Here is a 19,177-nt window from a genome sequence, read left to right as displayed (position 1 = left end):
GAAAAACCGCCTTCTCGGCAATGCTGCGGGCTCAACCCCGGCTCGCATGCCAAGGTTCTGAACAACAAAAGCCGGCGGCGGCATTCGGGTTCCCGATTAGTTTGCCGGGGCAAGCCGCGTGACGACGCCCATGTCGTCGCTTTCGCGCACCTGCTTCAGATGTTCCTCGGCCTGCGTCGCCTCGCGCTGGCGGTTCCACATCGAGGCATAGAGGCCGTTCTTTTCGAGGAGGGCGGCATGGGTTCCGCGTTCGGCGATCTCGCCGCTTTTGAGCACGATGATCTCGTCAGCGCCGATGACGGTCGAAAGCCGGTGGGCGATGACCAGTGTCGTCCGGTTCTTCGAAACGACATCGAGCGCCGTCTGGATTTCGCGTTCCGTCGTCGTGTCGAGCGCCGATGTCGCCTCGTCGAGGATGAGGATCGGCGGCGCCTTCAGGATGGTGCGGGCGATCGCCACCCGCTGCTTCTCGCCGCCCGAAAGCTTGAGTCCGCGCTCGCCGACCTTGGTCTCGAAACCCTCCGGCAGCATCTCGATGAAATGGGCGATCTGCGCCACCTCGGCCGCCGCATACACTTCGCCTTCGCTGGCTGACGTGCGGCCGTAGCGGATATTGTAGGCGACCGTGTCGTTGAAGAGCACCGTATCCTGCGGCACCATGCCGATATGAGAGCGCAAGCTCTTCTGCGTCACGGAGCGGATATCCTGGCCGTCGACGGTGATCGTGCCGCTCTGGATATCGTAGAAACGATAGAGCAGGCGCGACAGCGTCGATTTGCCGGCGCCCGACGGGCCGACGACGGCGACCGTCTTGCCGGCCGGCACCTCGAAGGAAATGCCCTTCAGTATGGGACGTGCCGGATCATAGGCGAAATGCACGTCCTTGAAGGAGATCGCGCCCTGACCGATGCGAAGCTCGGCCGCACCGGGCGCGTCGACGACCTCGGCTTCCACTTCCAGAAGCTCGAACATCTGCTCGATGTCGGTCAGCCCCTGGCGGATTTCGCGATAGACGAAGCCGATGAAATTGAGCGGTGCGGCAAGCTGCAGCAGCATCGAATTGACGAAGACGAAATCGCCGACCGTCTGCTCGCCGCGCTGCACCGCCAGCGCCGACAGCACCAGCATGATCGTGGTGCCGATGCCGAAGATGACGCCCTGGCCGAAGTTCAACCAGCCGAGCGAGGTCCAGACATCGGTCGCTGCCTTCTCGTAGCGCTCCATCGACTTGTCGAAGCGTTTCGCCTCCATCTCCTCATTGCCGAAATATTTGACGGTTTCGAAATTGAGGAGGGAGTCGATCGCTTTGGTGTTGGCGTCGGTATCGCTATCGTTCATCGACCGGCGGATGGCGATGCGCCAGTCGGATGCGCGGATCGTGAACCAAATATAGGCCCAGACCGTAAAGGCGGTGACGGCGAGATAGGAGAAGCCGTAACCCCACCAGAAGATCGCCGCCGTCAGCAGGAACTCGATGACCGTTGGCACCGAATTGAGGATCGTGAAGCGCACGATCGTCTCGATGCCCTTGGTGCCGCGCTCGATGATGCGCGAGAGCCCGCCGGTCTTGCGCTCCAGATGAAAGCGCAGCGACAGCTCGTGCATGTGCACGAAGGTTCTGTAGGCGAGCTGGCGCACCGCATGCTGCCCGACACTGGCAAACAGCGCGTCGCGCAACTGGTTGAGGCCAAGCTGGATCAGCCGGGTGACGTTATAGGCGATGACAAGCGCGATGGCGCCGGCAAGCAGCGGCGGCACGGTGCCGGCGAGATCCATCCTGCCGTTCAGCGCATCGGTCGACCATTTGAAGAAATAGGGGACGAGCAGCAGGACGAACTTGGAGATCAGCAGGTAGACCGAGGCCCAGACGACGCGCATCTTCAGATCGGCCCGGCCGGCCGGCCACATATAGGGCCAGAGGTTGAGAAGCGTCCTGAGGAGATGGGATTCCGAGACTGTTTTGCCGTTTGCCATGCCTGTCTCCAGTCCGGATGGGACTTGCCGCGATGGCGGCGCTTCGATGCCCGGCAAAGCCCGGACCGTGGGACATATCTGAAAGCGTTCCCGTGACCCGGAGCCGCCATCGCCAGATAGGGTGCCGGCCGGACGAATGCAACGAGGCGGGGTTCTGGAAAAGGTAAGCCGGGCGGTTACCCGCCCGGCTCGTCCAGATGGTTTTGCTGGCCTTAGAGGTGCTCGCGGGAAAGGCGTTTGCGGTGCAGTTCTTCGGCGTTCGGCAGGGCGTCCTTCGGCAGGCCGAAGATCTGGCCGGGGCGGATGCGATCGGGATTGATGATCTTGTCCTCGTTGGCCATGTAGATCGTCGTGTAACGCACGCCCAGCCCATAGGTGCGGCGCGAGATCTGCCAGAGCGTATCGCCGCGGCGGATGATGACCGCGGCATTGTTTGCCGTCAGCGGCGCCTGCTCGATCGTCTTAGGCTCGTTGCTCGCTGCATCGTTGGAGGCGGGTGCAGCCGGTGCGGCCGGCGCGGGCGCGGCGTTGAGTTCGGCGATCAGCGCGCCGAGCCGGTCGATAGAGGCCCCGACCGATTTCGCATCCTTCGGCAGGCCCTGAAGCAGGGTCAGCGCAGTGGAGGCCGTCTGCGAGGCGGCGCCGGATGCCCGCTTGAACGTGTCGGGCGCGTCCGCTTCGGGGCGGAAATCCACGACCGAGCGCAGGGCAAATTCCGTTGCCGAGCGGGCGGCCGCAAGCTGTTCGGCGCCAGGCTGCTTGCCATCGGCAAACAGGCCCTTCAGCAGGCCGAAGGCCTTGCCGGCCTCGGCCTTGCGCTTGCCGAGCTCGCCCTCGTCGAGGGGGACGAGCGAAGAGGCGCCGTTCGCATCGACCGGAGCCGATTGCGCTGCGACCCTGACCTGATCGCCCGCCGGGCGGTTAAAAGTCACGGCGGCGCGCACGATCACTTTGCCGGCAGGATCGACGACATCGACGCGGATCTTGTGGTCGCCGACCGAGAGTGCCGCCACGCCGTCAATGACGAAATGGCCGTCAGAGCCGGCCGTATCCTGGCCGATGAGGCTGTCGTCGGCATAGCCGAGGACCTTGGCATTGGCGCGCGTCGTGCCGGCGATGAAGATTTTGTTGCCCTCGATCTCGACGGCATTGACCATCACATCAGGCACGGCTGCCTTGTCGGGTTCCGCCGTGCCTGGCACGGCGGGCGCGCTATTGGCGCTGCCGGAGGAGGCGTCGGGCAAGCCCGGCGTCTGCAGCGCCAGCTCGCCTGTTGGAGCGGGGGTCGCAGCGGGCGCCTCAGAGGAAGCCGCAGTGCCTGCAGCCGGTGCATTGGAGGCATCGGCAACCTCGGTTCCAGCTTTCGGCGCGGTGATGATGCGGCTCGCCGCACCGGGTTTGGAAACCATGGCAAGCAGGTTGGCGCCGTTGCCGTCCTTCGGCACGGAAATGGTCGCGACCTCTTCGGAAAGCGTGCTTTTGCCATCCTTGCCGGTTGCCTTCAGCACCAGCTGGTGATCGCCCGCCGAAAGCGGGTTATCCAGGACGGCGGCAAAATCGCCGCTCCCATCGACGTCGGCCGTCGTCACCACCTTTTCGCCGTCGAGCACCTCGAGCTTGCTGTTCGGTTCGGCCGAGCCGGCAATGACGGTCGAGCCATCGGGCTCGACGCGCAGGACGTCGAAGGCCGGAAGCTTCGGGCCGGTATTCTGCGCTGCCGTATTGGCCGCAGGCTCGGGCGCACCGGTCAGCGCCGCCTCGGCCTTGGCGATGGCGGCAAGCGCATCGGCGGCATTCTCCGGAAGCGCCTGAACGATGGCGAGCGCCTTCGCGCCGCCGTCCTTGGCCTTGGCGGCCACGGCCTGCGTCGCGGGATCGGCGCCGTCGGGAGCCGCAAAATTGGCAAGTGCGGTCAGCGCGTTGACGGCCTTGGTCTTGGCGGCGGTGAAGACATCGATGGCCGGCCCCTTGCCGTCGGCAAACAGTGTCCTAAGTTCGCTAAGCGAAGTGCCGGCGTCGGCGGAAAGGCGGCCCACCTGTTCGGCGACGGCAGCCGAATCGGCCACGGCGGAACGGGAAGTCTTTGCCGCCTCGTTAACCGTGTTCTTGAGGTCCGTGCTCGCTTGGTTGATTGTGTCGCCGATCTTGGTTGCATCGCCGCCGATGCGCGGCATCACGAAAAACACCATCAGTAAGATTGCGATTACGAGCACTGCAAGGGCCAGCAAGCCGGCACGGTTTTTCATCATTATGTCTCCCAAGGCGGCAATTTGCCGTAGTACCTAAAATTGCTAGCGATTCCCGTTGCTTTTCACAAGCATTCAAAGCAATTAGGCAAGCTAGGCACGCTGCTTTTCAGTCAATTTTCTTGACTGCATTGAAATGGAATAGTTGTTTCGCCTCTATGACCGAGCAATCTGTATCGATTCGATCCATCTGCGTTTACTGCGGCTCCAGGCCGGGACGCGATCCCTCACACATGGCGGCCGGGCGTGCTCTCGGAAGAGAGATCGCCGAATACGGCCTGCGCCTCGTCTACGGCGGAGGCACCAAAGGCATCATGGGCGCGGTTGCAAGCGGCGTGCTTTCAGGCGGCGGTCAGGTCACCGGCATTATTCCGGAGTTCCTGATCGATATGGAAGCGACGCGCCACTCGCTCGGTCAGCTCAACGAACTCATTGTAACCCCTGACATGCATGCGCGCAAACATACGATGTTCGAGCGCTCGGACGCCTTCGTCGCGCTGCCGGGCGGCATCGGCACGCTGGAAGAGATCGTCGAGATCATGACCTGGGCGCAGCTCGGGCGTCACGAGAAGCCGATGGTCTTTGCCAACATCAACGGCTTCTGGGATCCGATGATGGAACTGCTGCGCCACATGACCGGGGAAGGCTTCCTGCACACGGCCCACCGGGTGCAGCCGCTGATCGTCGACGATGTCTCCGGCATCATTCCGGCGATCATGGCCCAGGCAGCCCAGCTCGCCGCCGATCGCGACGGCGAGGACGAGGTGATCTCGAAGATGTAGGTGGGCAAGAGCCCCGGATTGCCCAGCCTTGTGGCCGGCATATTCAGCTGTAGGCCGAAACAAGCCGGGTCACCTGAGATCGCATCCATTGATTGGCGGGATCATTGTCACTTGCCGCCGACCAGACCATCGATATCGGGCTCACCGTTAAATCAAGGGGAACCTCAGCGGTCGCCAAGCCGAAAAGGCCGGCATACCGCTTCACGATCCTGGTCGGCAGGGTCGCGATCAGGGGCGCTTCCAGGACGGCGGTAAGCACGGTCAGGAATTCCGGCGCTGCCACCGACACGTCCAGTCGCACGTTGATCCGCTTCAACGCGTCATCGATGCAGCCTTCGATGGCGTCCTTCTGGGAAACGAGTGCATGCCTCAGCCCGACATAGCTGTCCCGGTCCAAAGTTTCGGGAAGATCGAGAAGCTGAGGATTGTAGCAACACATTAGCGATTGCTCGAACAGCAGGGTCCGCCGGTGTCTGTTGTTGCCGTCATCGTAGCAACCGACGCCGAGGTCGATAACATTGTCGTCCAGAAGCTTGTGGACCAGTGCCGGGTCGACCGCTCGCGCAAGCACTTTAATACCGGGGGCTGTCTCGTTCAACATAGCGGCGAGGCGCGGCACGAGCAGCACCTCAAGCTCGCTGGAAAAGCCGATGCGGAATATCTGCTCGGCCTGATCGGGCTCGAAGATTGCCGGCGTTACGATCGCCTGCTGCGTGCGGCTGAGTATCTGCTCTACGGCTTCGGCGAAACGCAGCGCCCGATGAGTTGGCTGCATGACCTGGCCGACACGCACAAACAGCTCATCTTGCAGCAATGTCCGGAGAGTGCCGAGATTGTGGCTCATCGCGGGCTGCTGGATTTTCAGGCGAATAGCAGCTTTCGTCACGCTCCGCTCCTTCATGAGCGCATCGAACGCGACCAGCAGATTGAGGTCGAAAGACCACAAATTGAAATGATCAATGGAGACAATTTCATTCATCGATTTGATCGTTGCATGAATCCTTCTTACTGTCCATAGCCATCAGACAGCGCTGTCCCGGTTCCAGTTCAACTCGAAAGGAATTCCATGAGCGATCTTGGAAAGGAATATCGTATTGCCGGCGTGACAGTGAGAAAGGTGCAGGAGCAGTACCTTCACGACGTTCCGCCCTCATTCCTCTACCCGACTGCCGGATCTGAGGAGATCAAGGCGGTCGAGCCGCGGCTTTCCGCCGTCGATATGGAAGAGGGCCGCGATGCCCTTGTAGTGAGCATTCATAGCTGGCTTGTCATCACGCCCGACCACGTCATCCTCATCGACACGGGCTCGGGGAACGACAAGGAGAGACCGCGCAATTCCGGCTTCCATCGTCAGACCATTCCGTTTCTCGATAGGCTGCGTCAGGCGGGTGTCGAGCCCGAAGATGTCGACTTCGTCATCAATACCCATCTCCACGTCGATCATTCCGGCTGGAATACCGTGCTTCAGGACGGACGATGGATCCCGACTTTCAAAAACGCCCGCTACGTCTTCCCACGCGCCGAGCAGGAATATTACGCGTCGACGGCGAGTCACAACGACGTCAACATTCCCAGCCTCGGCGTCTATGAAGACAGCGTAAGGCCGGTGATCGAGGCGGGGCTTGCCGATTTCATCGACAGCGCAGGCGGTCCTTTCCTCGATCGATTCATCTTCTTGCCGACGCCTGGGCACAGCATCGGCCATATGTCCGTTATGCTGGAGGCGGACAATGAAGCGGCAATCTTCGCCGGCGATGTCATGCACCATCCGATCCAGGTGGAACGGCCCGACCTCAACACGGTCTTCTGCGAATTCCTGGATCAGGCTGCCCAGTCCAGACAGCGCGTCCTCGAACTCGCAGCTGATAATTGCGCCATGTACTTCTCCACGCATTTCCCCGGTTCGTCTGCTGGTTATGTCACCCGCGACGGCGAAAAATTCAGGTGGTCCTATGTCTAACAACGAGCTCGCATCCTCAGCTTTTGACGCCAGTCAGATCTTATTCGACGAGCATTATGTCGACTGCGGAACCGAGGGCATCAAGCTCTATCTGCGCAATAAGCGAAGGAAGGACCACAAAGTCTTTCTTGCGGAGAAAACAATCGTGATGGTGCATGGAGCGACCTTCTCGTCCGGAAGTCTTTACGACGTTCCCTTCAATGGAATGTCCTTCATCGACTTCCTCGCGCATCATGGGTTCGACGTCTTTGCCGTCGATGTCCGGGGCTACGGAAAATCGACCCGTCCACCGGAAATGCAGGCGCAGCCCGATCTCAACCCGCCCCTTGTTTCCACCGACACGGGCGTCACCGACTTCGCAACGGCTGTCGAGTTCGTGCTTCGACTTCGGGGCCTGAAGGCTGTCAACGTGTTCGCAATGTCGTGGGGCGGTACCGTAGCCGGCGCATATGCTGCTCGCAACGCCGACAAGGTCGTCAAGCTCGCGCTGCTCGCGCCACAATGGCTGAGTGACGTTCCCATTCCCATCGACCAGGGCGGTTCCCTCGGCTCCTACAGGCTTGTTCCCGTCAAAGCGGCCCTGGCGCGTTGGCTGGGCACCGCACCTGAATACGCGCGTGAACGTCTTGTGCCCGAGGGCTGGTTCGATCTCTGGTCGGAATTGACCCTCTCGGAGGAGACGTCGCAAGACGATAGGGAGCAAGGCAAACTTCGCGCCACCAACGGGCCGATCCAAGACATCCGCACCTACTGGAGAGCTGGAACCCCATATTATCAACCGAGCGAGATTCGCGCGCCGGTGCTGCTGTTGCACGGCGAATGGGACATCGACGTTCCGCTTGATCTGGCGCGGGCCTATTTCGAGCAGCTGACCGGCGCCTCCTACAGGCGATGGGTGGAAATCGGGGAGGCGACACATCTGGCCCTGATGGAGAGCCACCGCATGCAGGCCTATGCCGAGGTCGTCCGCTTCTTCGATGAAGCTTTCAAACCGGAATAGAGTCTGAACGACCAGGCTCCGGCATCGAATCCGGAGCCTGCTTCCTCCATCAAGCCGGCCGCGCGTTCACCCGGCCATCGAGCCATTCGTTTCCATGACAATTCTGATAACCGCCATCCTGGATGCCGGGCGAAGTGCCGTCGACATCGCGATATTCACCTTTCTGCCTCTCATGATCGTGACATTTTCGCTGATGCGCTACCTCGAGAGCGTGAGCGCGTTGCGATCAATCGCCGGCAAGGTAAACCCGCTGTTCAGACCTTTCGGTCTGGACGGTTTTGGGGTTTTGGCAATCATCCAGCTCAGCCTCGTGAGTTCGGCTGCCCCGGTCGCTGCCCTGACGCTGATGGCGCATAAAAGAACGTCGGAGAAATTTATGGCCGCGGCCTTTGCCGCGGTGCTTGCGGCGGCGCCGGCGAATGCCAGTTTTCCGCTCGCAAACCTCGGTGTCGATCCGGGCTCGATCATAATGAACGGCATTTGCGGGGCGCTCGCTGCGTCCACTCTCGCCGGTTGGATCGTCGGCCGCCGTTCCTTGCCTGGAAAGATCTGTTCCTGCGACAGGGCGGATGACCACGACGTCGTCAGGCGCGATCTGCTGGCCGCGATCAATCGCGGTGGCGCAGATGCCATTGGCGTCATTGCTGCGATCCTGCCGGTGCTCGTGATCTCACTTGCCCTGGTAAGGCTGACCCAAAGTACAGGCGCACTTTCGGCTTTCACGTCCGTTGCGCAGCCATTGCTTCAGCTGCTCGGCGCCTCGCAGCAGGATGTGCTGTTCTTCCTCACAAAGTGCCTGGCAGGATCGAGCGCAACGGTCACGCTGTTACTCGACGCCCACAAGGAACTGAGTCTTACGCCAGAGAAAATCATTCACGGATCCGCATTTCTGCTAAACCCTCTTGACCTTCCTGGCCTCTCCATTCTTATCGCTTCGGTGCCGGCGCTCCGCTCGGTAGCAGGCGTCGCAGTCTTCAGCGCACTGGCCGGAATCCTGGTCCGCACAGCTCTGCTGTCCTGGCTTTGAGCCAAGTCGGTCGGGTCGAGACGAGCGCAACGGCTACATCCTTCCGCGGCTCCCTTTGAGCATCGACCAGCTGTAGAAGAACAGCCCCGCCCAGATCAACGGGAAGGCGGTCATGCGCGCCGTGCCGAGCGGCTCTTCAAAGGCGAACACGGCGATCAGGAAGATCATCGTCGGCGCGATATATTGCATGATGCCGATCGTCGAGAGCTTCAGGAGCTTGGCGCCGTTCGCATAGATCATCAGCGGCACGGCGGTCACGACGCCGCAGCCGAGCAGCAGGGCTGTGTCGGCAAGACTGGTGCGGTAAAAATGCCCCAGGCCGCTGCTGAATTCGAGATAGAGTATATAGAGTAGGGCCGGCCCGCTGAGGATCAGCACCTCGAGGAAGAACCCCTGGTTCGGCCCGAGTGGCAGTGTCTTGCGCAGCAAAGCATAAAAACCCCAGCTGACAGCCAGCGTCAGCGCCACCCATGGAATGCCGCCGCTATCGAAGGCGAGAATGGCGACGGCGAGCCCCGCAAGCGCGATCGCCGCGATCTGCAGCGGCTGCAGCTTCTCCTTGAGGAGCACCGCGCCGAGGAAGATGCTGAACAGCGGATTGATGAAATAGCCAAGTGCTGCATCGAGCGAATGGCCGGCGCCGATCGCCCAGACATAGGTGCCCCAGTTGACGGTGATCAGCGAGGCCGTCAACGCCCCCATCGCCAGCATGCGCGGCGAGCGCAGCGCCGCACGAATATCCCCGGTGCGCCCGAGCAGGATCAGCACGATGCCTGCCAGCGGCAGCGACCAGATGATGCGATGCGCGATCACCTCGGATGGCGGAATATGCGCTACCGCCTTCATGTAAAACGGCAGGAAGCCCCAGAGCAGATAGGCCGTCAGCGCGAAGGCAAAACCGCGTGGACTATCTTCGTTCTTGATCAGCGGAACGGATGCGTCGGTGGACATCGGGTGTTTCCATCTTTGTTCTTCTTCTGATCCGGCCTAGCTTAAGCGCCGTGAATAGGCCAATTCATTTCGTTGAATGAACGGTGAGAGGATTTGAAGCGCAAGACGCGGCGATGGACCAAACGCGGCTTGCGATTTCCGGGTGCAGATTCGGATATTCTCGCCGAACCGGCGGAAAATCTTATTCCGCCGCTATCTTGCCGGCCAGCTGCCGGTTCTTCATCAGCTTGTAGATGACCGAATCCATCAGTGCCTGGAAGGAGGCGTCGATGATATTTTCCGAGACGCCGACCGTCCACCAGCGCACGCCGTCGCTGTCGGTGGATTCGATCAGCACGCGGGTAATCGCCTCCGTGCCGCCATTGAGGATACGCACCTTGAAATCGGCGAGCACCAGATCGTCGATCTCGTGTTGATACTTGCCGAAATCCTTGCGCAGCGCCAGGTCGAGCGCGTTGACCGGGCCTTCGGCATCGGCAACCGACATCAGCGTCTGTCCATCGATGGTGATCTTGACCACCGCTTCCGAGACGATTTTCACGCGGCCGAGACTGTCGAAGCGGCGCTCGATCATCACTCGGAAGCCTTCGATGGTGAAGAATTCCGGGATGGTGCCGAGCGTGCGATGCGCCAGGAGCTCGAAGCTTGCATCGGCGCCCTCATAGGCATAGCCGATGGATTCTCGTTCCTTGACGATCGAGATCAGGAGGTCGAGCTTCGGGTCGTCCTTGGCGACGATGATGCCGCGCCGCTTCAGCGCGTTGATGAAATTCGCCTTGCCGCCCTGATCGGAGACCATCACCTTTCGGAAATTGCCGACGCTTTCTGGCGGCACGTGTTCGTATGTGCGCGGATCTTTCAACAGAGCCGAAGCATGGATGCCGGCCTTGGTGGCGAAGGCGGAAGCGCCGACATAAGGCATCTGGTGATCCGGCGAGCGGTTGAGAAGCTCGTCGAAGGCGTGCGACAGCCGGGTGAGATTCAGCAGCCGCTCCTCGTCGATCGCCGTTTCGAAACGTGTGTTGTAGGCGCTCTTCAGCGCCAGGGTCGGGATCAGCGTCACCAGATTGGCATTGCCGCAGCGCTCGCCGATGCCGTTCAAGGTGCCCTGGATCTGTCGGACGCCGGCTTCGACCGCGGCCAATGAATTGGCGACGGCCTGGCCGGTGTCGTTATGGGCATGGATGCCGAGACAGCGGCCGGGCACGCCTGAAGCGATCACCGCCTCGACGATGGCGCGGACCTCCGGCGGCTGCGTGCCGCCATTGGTGTCGCAGAGCACCACCCAGCGGGCGCCGCTCTCATAGGCGGTCTTGGCGCAGGCGAGCGCATAGGCCGGATTGGCCGTGAAACCGTCGAAGAAATGCTCGCAATCGACGATCGCCTCCTTGCCAGCGCCGACCGCAGCCTTGACGCTTTCGCCGATGCATTCGAGGTTCTCCTCATTGGTGCATCCAAGCGCCACGGCGACATGATAGTCCCAGCTCTTGGCGACGAAGCAGATGGCGTCGCTTTTCGACTGCAGCAGCCCGGCAAGGCCCGGATCGTTGGAGACCGAAACGCCCGCCCGCTTCGTCATCCCGAAGGCGACGAAGGTGGCTTGGCTGGTGCGCTTCTCGCTGAAGAAGGCGGTATCCGTCGGATTGGCGCCGGGATACCCGCCCTCGACGTAGTCCAGGCCGAACTCATCCAGCATGGCGGCGATCGCAATCTTGTCCTCGACGGAAAAATCGATGCCGGGCGTCTGCTGCCCGTCCCGGAGTGTCGTGTCGAAGAGGTAGATGCGTTCTTTCATGTCGTTTCCTCCCGCCAGGCGGGTGTTGTTTTCTGTTGTGCGGAAGCCCCCTGATCCGCCCTTCGGGCACCTTCTCCCCGAGGGGAGAAGGGGTAGCTGCCTTGCGCGCCTTGTCCCCTCTCCCCTCGGGGAGAGGGCTAGGGTGAGGGGGCTTCACGGCACCAGGTTATATCTTCCCGGCAAACTTATCGGTCGCCCGGATCAACCGGTCGAGAATGCCCGGCTCCGAATAGGCATGGCCGGCGCCCTCGATCACGTGGAACTCCGCCTTCGGCCAGGCCTCGTGCAGCAGCCAGGCATATTTGGCCGGGCAGGGCATGTCGTAACGGCCGTGCACGATAACGCCTGGAATATCTTTCAGCTTGCCGGCGTCGCGGATCAACTGCCCTTCATCCATCCAGCCGGCATTGACGAAGAAATGGTTCTCGATGCGGGCGAATGCATAGGCGAAGTCCGGCTCCTCGAACTTGCCGCTCGTCGAAGGCTCCGGCAGAAGCGTGATCGTTTCGCCTTCCCAGATGCTCCAGGCCTGCGCTGCCTGAAGGCGCACATTCCTGTCCGCATGCGTCAGGCGGCGATGATAGGCATGCATCATCTCATGGCGTTCTTCCGCCGGGATCGGAGCGATGAAGTGTTCCCACTTCTCGGGGAACATTTCCGACACGCCGAACTGATAGTACCAGTCGAGCTCGGCCTTGGTCAGCGTATAGATGCCGCGCAGGATGAGCTCGGAGACGCGTTCCGGATGCTTTTCGGCATAGGCGAGCGCCAGTGTCGAGCCCCAGGAGCCGCCGAACACCTGCCATTTGTCGACGCCGGCCATCTCGCGCAGCCGCTCGATATCGGCAACGAGGTGCCAGGTCGTGTTGGCGTCGAGTTCGGCATGCGGCGTCGACTTGCCGCAGCCGCGCTGATCGAACAGCATGACGTCATAGAGAGCGGGATCGAAAAGCCGGCGATGGGCTGGCGAGAAGCCGCCGCCCGGGCCGCCATGCAGGAAGACGGCGGGCTTGGCGCCCGGGGTTCCCGAGCGCTCCCAATAGATCACATGACCATCGCCGACATCGAGATGGCCGGAAGCATAGGCTTCGATTTCGGGATAGAGGGTGCGCAGTGTCTCGGTCATATTTTCACGCCTTTCGCGGGCCAGACTTCAGTATCCTGATCGGGGTGCTGGAAGGAGATGATTGCTTCCTGCCGCGCGTAAAAATCCTGATCCTTCAGCACCGGCGCGTCGAAGATCTGCTCGACCCAGGGCAGGCGGGCATCGTAATTGACCTGGATCTGCGGCGCGAGATCGCTGCGGTCGTCGAAAGTGCCGATCGCAAGCTCGAGGCCGCCGGGATGGCGATAGGTCATCGGCGTACCGCAATTGCTGCAGAAGCCGCGGTCGATATTGACCGAGGACTGGAAGTAGCTCGGCTCGCCGCGCGTCCACTCCATCCCTTCCTCCGGCGCGGTGACGAGCGCGGAGAAGAAGCCGCCGAACTGCTTCTGGCACATGCGGCAATGGCAGATCGAGGGTCGCCCCAGCTTGCCCGAGATGCGGAAGCGCACGGCGCCGCACTGGCATCCGCCTGTCTTGATCGTGTCCGTCATGGCGTTTCTCCGAGGGGCCAGCTTTTCGTGTCGTGGTCGGGATGCTGATGGTTGCTTGCCGCGATCGCGTTCTCGCGGTCGGGCGTTTCAGGCTCGGCTTCCACAGGCAGCCCGTCGAGGGCGTGAAACCAGGACATCCTGCGGCCGGTGTTGGATTGCATCACGGGCCGAACCGCATCGGGATCATCGAGTGAGCCGAGCGCGATGTTGATGAAGTCCGCTTCCGGAATATCGTAGAAGAGCGGCGTGCCGCAATCGCCGCAGAAGCCGCGCCGCACGAGATCGGAAGAGCGGAACCATTTCGGCTCGCCACGGATCAAGTCGAAATCCTGACGCTTTGCCGCAGCGAGCGGCAGGAAATAGTTGCCGGCCGCCTTCTGGCACATGCGGCAATGGCAGACATGGGGATAGCCGAGTTCGCCGTGCGCGCGGTAACGCACCGCGCCGCACTGGCATCCGCCGGCATACGTCGTGACTTCGCTCAAGCGCGATCCTCCGGCGGCCAGACCGACGTATCATGGTCGGGATGTTGATAGGAAACGAGTTCATGCAGGAAGGAGCCTGCCGTCAAATCGGCCTCGGTTCTTTCTCCCGGCAGTTCATGCAGATGATCGACGAAGGCAATCTTGCCTTCCACGCCCCACTGGATGGTCGGCGGCAGCAGCGAGGGCTCGTCGAACGCACCGGCGGCAACCGCCATTCCGTCGGGCGCCTCATAGGTCAGCGGCGTGCCGCAATTGCCGCAGAAGCCGCGCTCGACGAAATTGGAGGAGCGGAATTTCTTGCGCGCTCCCCGCGTCCATTCGAACGCGGCGGCGCGCACCGAAACCAGCGGCGCATAATAGGCCCCGAACGCCTTCTGGCACATGCGGCAATGACAGATCGACGAATCCTTCAGTTCGCCGCTGACGCGAAAACGCACCGCACCGCACTGGCATCCGCCGGTATAGGTGGTCATGGCAGGTCCTTCCCGATGGTACGGATGATGTGGCTGCACACGTTGTCGATATCCTGGAGGATATCGTCATTCCAGAAACGAAGAACAATCCAGCCGTCTGCTTGAAGGCGCTGGGTCCTGTTGTCGTCGTAAGAAGCGTTCGCGCTATGACCGTGCTGCGAGCCGTCTATTTCGACGATCAGGCGGTGAGTGGGGCAGGCGAAATCGACGATATAACCTGCGATCGGCATCTGCCTGCGAAAACTAAGGCCCATCAGGCGATGGGCGCGAACTTCGTTCCAGAGCTTCAGTTCAGCATCGGTCATAGCCTTGCGCATGCGCCGGGCATTTGCCCGTCGTTGCGACGGAACTGGTGTGTGCGACATGTCCGGTCTCTCGCGCTGGGCTATACCCCCCTCTGCCCTGCCGGGCATCTCCCCCACAAGGGGGGAGATCGGATAGCAGCGGCCTCTCGACTCGTTTAAATGCCTCAGATGGCGGAAGCCGCCTAGTGCCGGGCTGATGCCCTGGCGAGCGGGCGCCCCCAGCCGATCTCCCTCCTTGTGGGGGAGATGCCTGGCAGGGCAGAGGGGGGTATCTCTTGCCGCCCAACCCATCTACCGCTTCATCTCCCACGTCGTCACCCGCTCGCCCGTCGCCGGATCCTTGCCGTCCTTCAGCTGGATGCCCTTGGCCATCAGTTCGTCGCGAATCTTGTCGGCCTCGGCGAAATTCTTCGCCTTCAGCATTTCCAGGCGCATGGCAACAAGCGCATCGACCGCCGCTGCGACGGCTTCGTCGATTTCGGCTTTCTTCGGCAATACGCCGAGAAGGGCAGCCGTTGCGGCAAAGCTGGCGCCTGCGGCGGGATCGCTATGGGCGGCCTGCGCCAGCGCATGCAATGCCTGCACTGCCGCAACCGTGTTGAGGTCGTCCGCGAGTGCGTTCAGCACGGTCTCATCAGGCTCGGCATCGCCGGGCTCCGTTGCCGGCCATTTGGCGAGCAGGCGTTCGGCCTCCTCCAGCCGCTTGATCGAGAAATCGATCGGCTCGCGGTAATGCGTCATCAGCATGGCAAGACGCAGCACCTCGCCCGGCCACTTGCGGCCGCCGAAAATCTGCGTGTGCAGCAGATCGTGGATGGTGACGAAATTGCCTTCGGACTTCGACATCTTGCGGCCTTCGACCTGCACGAAGCCGTTATGCATCCAGACATTCGCCATCACCTCGGTGCCGTGGGCGCAGCGCGACTGGGCGATCTCGTTTTCATGATGCGGGAAGATCAGGTCCAGCCCGCCGCCGTGAATGTCGAAGATATCGCCGAGATAGCGCCGGCTCATTGCCGAGCACTCGATGTGCCAGCCGGGCCGGCCGCGGCCCCAGGGACTCTCCCAGCCGGGTTCGTTATGGCTCGACAGTTTCCAGAGCACGAAATCGCCGGGGTTCTTCTTATGCGCATCGACGGCGACGCGGGCGCCAGCCTGCTGCTCGTCGAGGGGACGCTTCGAAAGCTGACCGTAATCGGCCATGGACCTGGTGTCGAACAGCACTTCGCCTGCCGCCACATAGGCATGGCCATTGGAGATCAGCTTCCCGATGATCTCGATCATTTCTTCGATATTGTCGGTGGCGCGCGGCTCGACGTTCGGCTCCAGGCAGCCGAGCTCGGCGACATCGGCGTGAAACTGCGTCTCGGTCTTTTCCGTGACCGCGCGGATCGCGTCGTTCAGCGGCAGGCCGGGATGGTCTCTCAGCGCCCGCGCATTGATCTTGTCGTCGACGTCGGTGATGTTGCGGGCATAGGTGACGTGGCTTTCGCCATAGACGTGCCGCAGCAGCCGGAACAGCACGTCGAAGACGATGACCGGCCGCGCGTTGCCGATATGGGCGAAATCATAGACGGTCGGGCCGCAGACATACATGCGGACATTCTCGGCATCGATCGGCTTGAAGGCCGATTTCTCCCGCGTCAGCGTGTTGTACAGTTTCAGTTCCGGCGTGCCGCCCATTTCACTCTCCCAAAACGCACGTTCAGAAAATATCGCAACCGGCGGGCCGGGGCGTTTCGCATCTTGACTATTTGGGAGACGAAAACGGCCGGGCCAGCGCTTGCGCTAGCGAATAATCTTTCCGCAGATAATGCAGATAACCGTTTTCATGCCGCGTTTTATGGCGCGGGAAAGACATTTGGTCAAGAGGGCGAAAATACGATGAAAGCGTGGGTGCAAGAAGGCTGCGGTCGTTGGTTGATCCGGCAATTTGCCGATAACGGCACGGTGGACCGCATTCAGGGAGCAGTGGATCTCAATGCGCTTTGGCCGTCGGGAACGGGTTTCGCTCACCTGTTCCCGGCTGTTGCAGCCAATTGAGTCGCGAGCCTATTCCGGCAGCCGGTAGTCCGCGAGCTTGTTCTCGCGGACAATGAACAGCTTACCCGTCTCCGTCACGCCGGGACCGAGCAGCGGCAGGATCGCCCTGGCGACCTCGGAAGGATGCGGCAGCGTCTCCGGATCTTCGCCCGGCACGGCCTGGGCGCGCATCGCCGTGCGGGTTGCGCCCGGATCGACGCTGGTGATGCGCAGCGGCGTCGATTGCGTCTCGCCGGCCCAGGTGCGGGCTAAGGCCTCGACGGCAGCCTTGGAGGCGGAGTAGGCGCCCCAGAAGGGACGGCATTTGTGGGCTGCTCCCGAGGACAGGATGACGGCGCGGCCGGCATCCGAGCGCGCGAGCAGCGGATCGACCGAACGGATCAGCCGCCATGTCGCGGTGACGTTGATGTTCATCACCTTTTCGAAGACCTTCGCCTCGATATGGCCGATCGGCGAGATCACGCCGAGCACACCGGCATTGGCGACGAGGATATCGAGTTTGCCCCAGCGCTCGAAGATGGAGCCGCCGAGCGCATCGATCGCATTCATGTCGGCGAGATCGAACGGCACGAGTGTGGCGCTGCCGCCGACGGCCTTGATCGCGTCGTCAAGATCTTCCAGCCCGCCGACCGTGCGGGCGCAGGCGATCACATGGGCGCCGGCTTTGGCAAGCTCCAGTGCCGTGAAGTAGCCGATGCCGCGCGATGCGCCTGTGACCAGCGCGATCCTGCCTTCAAGATTGATGTTCATCTGCCCGGGTTCCGGATGTGCTTGGAAAGGTGAGGGGCGCAATAGGCCCCTCCAACGGGAAAGTCAAAACGGAAGGGCTCAGCCGTTGCTCGCAAGCATGGAAATCTTGTTGCCCATGGACTCGCCGTTCTTGTCGAGCAGGCGGGTCGGATAGTCACCGGTGAAATAGTGATCGGTGAATTGCGGGCGGGCCGGGTTGCGGTCCTCGCCGCCGACGGCGCGATAGAGGCCGTTGATCGACAGGAAGGCCAGCGAATCCGCGCCGATATATTTGGCCATGGCTTCGACATCGGCATACTGGTTGGCGAGCAGCTTATCGGCGTCGGGCGTATCGATGCCGTAGAAGTCGGGGAAGAAGATCATCGGGCTGGCAACGCGGATATGGACCTCGCGGGCGCCGGCTTCGCGGATCATCTGCACGATTTTCAGCGAAGTCGTACCGCGCACAATGGAATCGTCGACCAGTACGACGCGCTTGCCTTCTATCATCGCCCGGTTGGCCGAATGCTTCAGCTTCACGCCGAAGGCGCGAATCTGCTGCGTCGGCTCGATGAAGGTGCGGCCGACATAGTGGTTGCGGATGATGCCGTATTCGAAGGGGATGCCGCTTTCCTGCGCATAGCCGAGCGCTGCAGGGGTGCCGCCATCGGGCACCGGCACGACGACGTCGGCCTCGACCGGCGCTTCCTTGGCGAGGTTCATGCCCATGTTCTTGCGCGTCGTATAGACGTTGCGGCCGCCGACCACCGAATCCGGCCGGGCGAAATAGACATATTCGAACAGGCAGAGGCGTTCCGGCTGCGGCTTGCTGGGCTTGCGGGCATCGATGCTGATCGAGCCGTCGGGCTGGATTTCGCAGATGATGACTTCGCCGTTTTCCACGTCGCGGATGAACTTGGCGCCGATAATGTCGAGTGCGCAGGTTTCGGAACAAAAGATCGGCTTGCCGTCCAGCTCGCCCATCACGAGCGGGCGGATGCCGGTCGGGTCGCGCGCGGCGATCAGCTTGGTACGCGTCATGGCGAGCATCGAATAGCCGCCTTCCATCTGGCGGATGGCGTCGATGAAGCGGTCGGACGTGGAAGCGTGGCGGGAGCGGGCGATGAGGTGGAGGACGACTTCGGTATCGGAAGTCGACTGACAGATGGCGCCGGTGGCGATGATCTGGCGGCGCAGCGTCAGGCCGTTGGTGAAATTGCCGTTATGGGCAATGGCGATGCCGCCTTCCTCGAGTTCGGCAAAGAGCGGCTGCACGTTGCGCATCGCCACTTCGCCCGTTGTGGAATAGCGCGTATGGCCGATCGACATGCCGCCCGGCAGGCGGGCGAGCGTCATGGGATTGGTATAATGGTCGCCGACGAGGCCCATATGGCGCTCCTGATAGAAGCGCTTGCCGTCGAAGGAGACGATGCCGGCCGCTTCCTGTCCGCGATGCTGCAGGGCGTGCAGGCCGAGAGCCGTAAGGGTCGCGGCGTCAGGATGTCCCAGAATTCCGAAAACGCCGCATTCCTCATGCAGCGTATCTCCGTCGAGCGGATCGTCGGTCGGGAAGGAATGGGACTGGTTCATTTCTGCGGGCCTCTGCTCTCACAAGAATGGATCGGCATTACCAATAGCATGATACCGGACATCGCGCAGATTTCCGATAACTTCATCTTGAACGACATCCGCTTTCAAATCCCGTTTTCCGGCTCTGAAACGGCTTGGGTCCGGCGGAGCTGGAATGCCCGGCCGGACCCTTATTTCACGTCCCGCTCAAATGGCAATTGCCGAAAGGCGAGTCAAGC

Annotated in this window: 17 protein-coding genes and 1 pseudogene; 5 read left to right on the top strand and 13 right to left on the bottom strand. The window is 61.7% G+C overall.

Annotation, left to right across the window (positions count from 1 at the left end):
• Positions 1-96 precede the first annotated feature (96 nt).
• Complete coding sequence (locus tag ATY77_RS15640; RefSeq protein WP_088688022.1) at positions 97-1,974, bottom strand: ABC transporter ATP-binding protein/permease; 1,878 nt, start codon at positions 1,972-1,974, stop codon at positions 97-99.
• Positions 1,975-2,186: 212 nt separating this feature from the next.
• Positions 2,187-4,223 carry a LysM peptidoglycan-binding domain-containing protein gene (locus ATY77_RS15635; RefSeq protein WP_088688021.1) on the bottom strand — a complete coding sequence of 679 codons (2,037 nt, stop codon included), beginning with the start codon at positions 4,221-4,223 and terminating at the stop codon, positions 2,187-2,189.
• A gap of 155 nt (positions 4,224-4,378) precedes the next feature.
• Between ATY77_RS15635 and ATY77_RS15630 the strand changes: the two genes are divergently transcribed.
• Positions 4,379-5,002, top strand: coding sequence for a TIGR00730 family Rossman fold protein (locus ATY77_RS15630; protein WP_088677006.1), 624 nt, complete (start codon positions 4,379-4,381; stop codon positions 5,000-5,002).
• 43 nt (positions 5,003-5,045) lie between these two features.
• Here the strand turns inward: ATY77_RS15630 and ATY77_RS15625 are convergent, their stop codons facing one another.
• Entirely contained in the window at positions 5,046-5,981 is a 936-nt protein-coding gene (locus ATY77_RS15625) for a LysR family transcriptional regulator (protein WP_088688020.1), read from the bottom strand.
• A gap of 87 nt (positions 5,982-6,068) precedes the next feature.
• On the opposite strand from ATY77_RS15625, the gene ATY77_RS15620 reads away from it, so the two are divergent.
• The 3 genes from ATY77_RS15620 to ATY77_RS15610 all read left to right on the top strand — a co-directional run bounded on the left by ATY77_RS15620 (position 6,069) and on the right by ATY77_RS15610 (position 8,989).
• Positions 6,069-6,962, top strand: a complete 894-nt coding sequence (locus tag ATY77_RS15620) for an MBL fold metallo-hydrolase (protein ID WP_088688019.1) — start codon at positions 6,069-6,071, stop codon at positions 6,960-6,962.
• Entirely contained in the window at positions 6,955-7,962 is a 1,008-nt protein-coding gene (locus tag ATY77_RS15615; RefSeq protein ID WP_088688018.1) for an alpha/beta hydrolase, read from the top strand. Before ATY77_RS15620 ends, ATY77_RS15615 begins: the two co-directional genes overlap by 8 nt.
• Before the next feature lie 94 nt (positions 7,963-8,056).
• Positions 8,057-8,989 carry a hypothetical protein gene (locus tag ATY77_RS15610; protein WP_088688017.1) on the top strand — a complete coding sequence of 311 codons (933 nt, stop codon included), beginning with the start codon at positions 8,057-8,059 and terminating at the stop codon, positions 8,987-8,989.
• Positions 8,990-9,022: 33 nt separating this feature from the next.
• Here the strand turns inward: ATY77_RS15610 and rarD are convergent, their stop codons facing one another.
• The 8 genes from rarD to cysS form a co-directional block, all read right to left on the bottom strand.
• On the bottom strand, positions 9,023-9,940 hold the full coding sequence (rarD, locus tag ATY77_RS15605) for an EamA family transporter RarD (protein WP_088688016.1): 918 nt from the start codon (positions 9,938-9,940) through the stop codon (positions 9,023-9,025).
• 181 nt (positions 9,941-10,121) lie between these two features.
• Positions 10,122-11,735, bottom strand: coding sequence for a citramalate synthase (gene cimA / locus ATY77_RS15600; RefSeq protein WP_088688015.1), 1,614 nt, complete (start codon positions 11,733-11,735; stop codon positions 10,122-10,124).
• Positions 11,736-11,901: 166 nt separating this feature from the next.
• On the bottom strand, positions 11,902-12,861 hold the full coding sequence (pip, locus tag ATY77_RS15595; RefSeq protein WP_088688014.1) for a prolyl aminopeptidase: 960 nt from the start codon (positions 12,859-12,861) through the stop codon (positions 11,902-11,904).
• A complete protein-coding gene (locus tag ATY77_RS15590; protein ID WP_088688013.1) occupies positions 12,858-13,334 on the bottom strand; it encodes a GFA family protein in 477 nt (158 codons plus the stop codon). The genes pip and ATY77_RS15590 overlap by 4 nt, the downstream gene beginning before the upstream one ends.
• On the bottom strand, positions 13,331-13,819 hold the full coding sequence (locus ATY77_RS15585; protein ID WP_088688012.1) for a GFA family protein: 489 nt from the start codon (positions 13,817-13,819) through the stop codon (positions 13,331-13,333). The genes ATY77_RS15590 and ATY77_RS15585 overlap by 4 nt, the downstream gene beginning before the upstream one ends.
• Positions 13,816-14,292: a GFA family protein gene (locus ATY77_RS15580; RefSeq protein WP_088688011.1), complete on the bottom strand. Its 477-nt coding sequence runs from the start codon at positions 14,290-14,292 to the stop codon at positions 13,816-13,818. Before ATY77_RS15580 ends, ATY77_RS15585 begins: the two co-directional genes overlap by 4 nt.
• Entirely contained in the window at positions 14,289-14,657 is a 369-nt protein-coding gene (locus ATY77_RS15575; protein WP_081284230.1) for a DUF559 domain-containing protein, read from the bottom strand. Before ATY77_RS15575 ends, ATY77_RS15580 begins: the two co-directional genes overlap by 4 nt.
• A gap of 231 nt (positions 14,658-14,888) precedes the next feature.
• Entirely contained in the window at positions 14,889-16,280 is a 1,392-nt protein-coding gene (gene cysS / locus ATY77_RS15565) for a cysteine--tRNA ligase (RefSeq protein WP_088688010.1), read from the bottom strand.
• 216 nt (positions 16,281-16,496) lie between these two features.
• On the opposite strand from cysS, the pseudogene ATY77_RS15560 reads away from it, so the two are divergent.
• Positions 16,497-16,640: pseudogene (locus tag ATY77_RS15560) on the top strand (glycosyl hydrolase); the annotation flags it as partial.
• 9 nt (positions 16,641-16,649) lie between these two features.
• On the opposite strand, the gene ATY77_RS15555 reads toward ATY77_RS15560, so the two are convergent.
• Both ATY77_RS15555 and purF read right to left on the bottom strand, forming a co-directional pair.
• Positions 16,650-17,390: an SDR family NAD(P)-dependent oxidoreductase gene (locus ATY77_RS15555; RefSeq protein ID WP_088688009.1), complete on the bottom strand. Its 741-nt coding sequence runs from the start codon at positions 17,388-17,390 to the stop codon at positions 16,650-16,652.
• 78 nt (positions 17,391-17,468) lie between these two features.
• Positions 17,469-18,959 (bottom strand): amidophosphoribosyltransferase, encoded by a 1,491-nt coding sequence (gene purF / locus ATY77_RS15550; protein WP_088688008.1) that lies wholly within the window; start codon positions 18,957-18,959, stop codon positions 17,469-17,471.
• Positions 18,960-19,177: the final 218 nt, after the last annotated feature.

It is taken from the genome of Rhizobium sp. R634 (genome assembly GCF_002211305.1).
In the GTDB taxonomy this organism is placed as follows: domain Bacteria; phylum Pseudomonadota; class Alphaproteobacteria; order Rhizobiales; family Rhizobiaceae; genus Rhizobium.
The sequence above is the reverse complement of the archived record's forward strand: the minus strand, read 5'-3'. Positions and strand labels throughout refer to the sequence as shown.

Excerpts from the sequence above, each read along its gene's own strand:
- ATY77_RS15640 (WP_088688022.1), bottom strand. The coding sequence starts at position 1,974 with ATGGCAAACGGCAAAACAGTCTCGGAATCCCATCTCCTCAGGACGCTT.
- ATY77_RS15635 (WP_088688021.1), bottom strand. The coding sequence starts at position 4,223 with ATGATGAAAAACCGTGCCGGCTTGCTGGCCCTTGCAGTGCTCGTAATC.
- ATY77_RS15630 (WP_088677006.1), top strand. The coding sequence starts at position 4,379 with ATGACCGAGCAATCTGTATCGATTCGATCCATCTGCGTTTACTGCGGC.
- ATY77_RS15625 (WP_088688020.1), bottom strand. The coding sequence starts at position 5,981 with ATGAATGAAATTGTCTCCATTGATCATTTCAATTTGTGGTCTTTCGAC.
- ATY77_RS15620 (WP_088688019.1), top strand. The coding sequence starts at position 6,069 with ATGAGCGATCTTGGAAAGGAATATCGTATTGCCGGCGTGACAGTGAGA.
- ATY77_RS15615 (WP_088688018.1), top strand. The coding sequence starts at position 6,955 with ATGTCTAACAACGAGCTCGCATCCTCAGCTTTTGACGCCAGTCAGATC.
- ATY77_RS15610 (WP_088688017.1), top strand. The coding sequence starts at position 8,057 with ATGACAATTCTGATAACCGCCATCCTGGATGCCGGGCGAAGTGCCGTC.
- rarD (WP_088688016.1), bottom strand. The coding sequence starts at position 9,940 with ATGTCCACCGACGCATCCGTTCCGCTGATCAAGAACGAAGATAGTCCA.
- cimA (WP_088688015.1), bottom strand. The coding sequence starts at position 11,735 with ATGAAAGAACGCATCTACCTCTTCGACACGACACTCCGGGACGGGCAG.
- pip (WP_088688014.1), bottom strand. The coding sequence starts at position 12,861 with ATGACCGAGACACTGCGCACCCTCTATCCCGAAATCGAAGCCTATGCT.
- ATY77_RS15590 (WP_088688013.1), bottom strand. The coding sequence starts at position 13,334 with ATGACGGACACGATCAAGACAGGCGGATGCCAGTGCGGCGCCGTGCGC.
- ATY77_RS15580 (WP_088688011.1), bottom strand. The coding sequence starts at position 14,292 with ATGACCACCTATACCGGCGGATGCCAGTGCGGTGCGGTGCGTTTTCGC.
- ATY77_RS15575 (WP_081284230.1), bottom strand. The coding sequence starts at position 14,657 with ATGTCGCACACACCAGTTCCGTCGCAACGACGGGCAAATGCCCGGCGC.
- cysS (WP_088688010.1), bottom strand. The coding sequence starts at position 16,280 with ATGGGCGGCACGCCGGAACTGAAACTGTACAACACGCTGACGCGGGAG.
- ATY77_RS15555 (WP_088688009.1), bottom strand. The coding sequence starts at position 17,390 with ATGAACATCAATCTTGAAGGCAGGATCGCGCTGGTCACAGGCGCATCG.
- purF (WP_088688008.1), bottom strand. The coding sequence starts at position 18,959 with ATGAACCAGTCCCATTCCTTCCCGACCGACGATCCGCTCGACGGAGAT.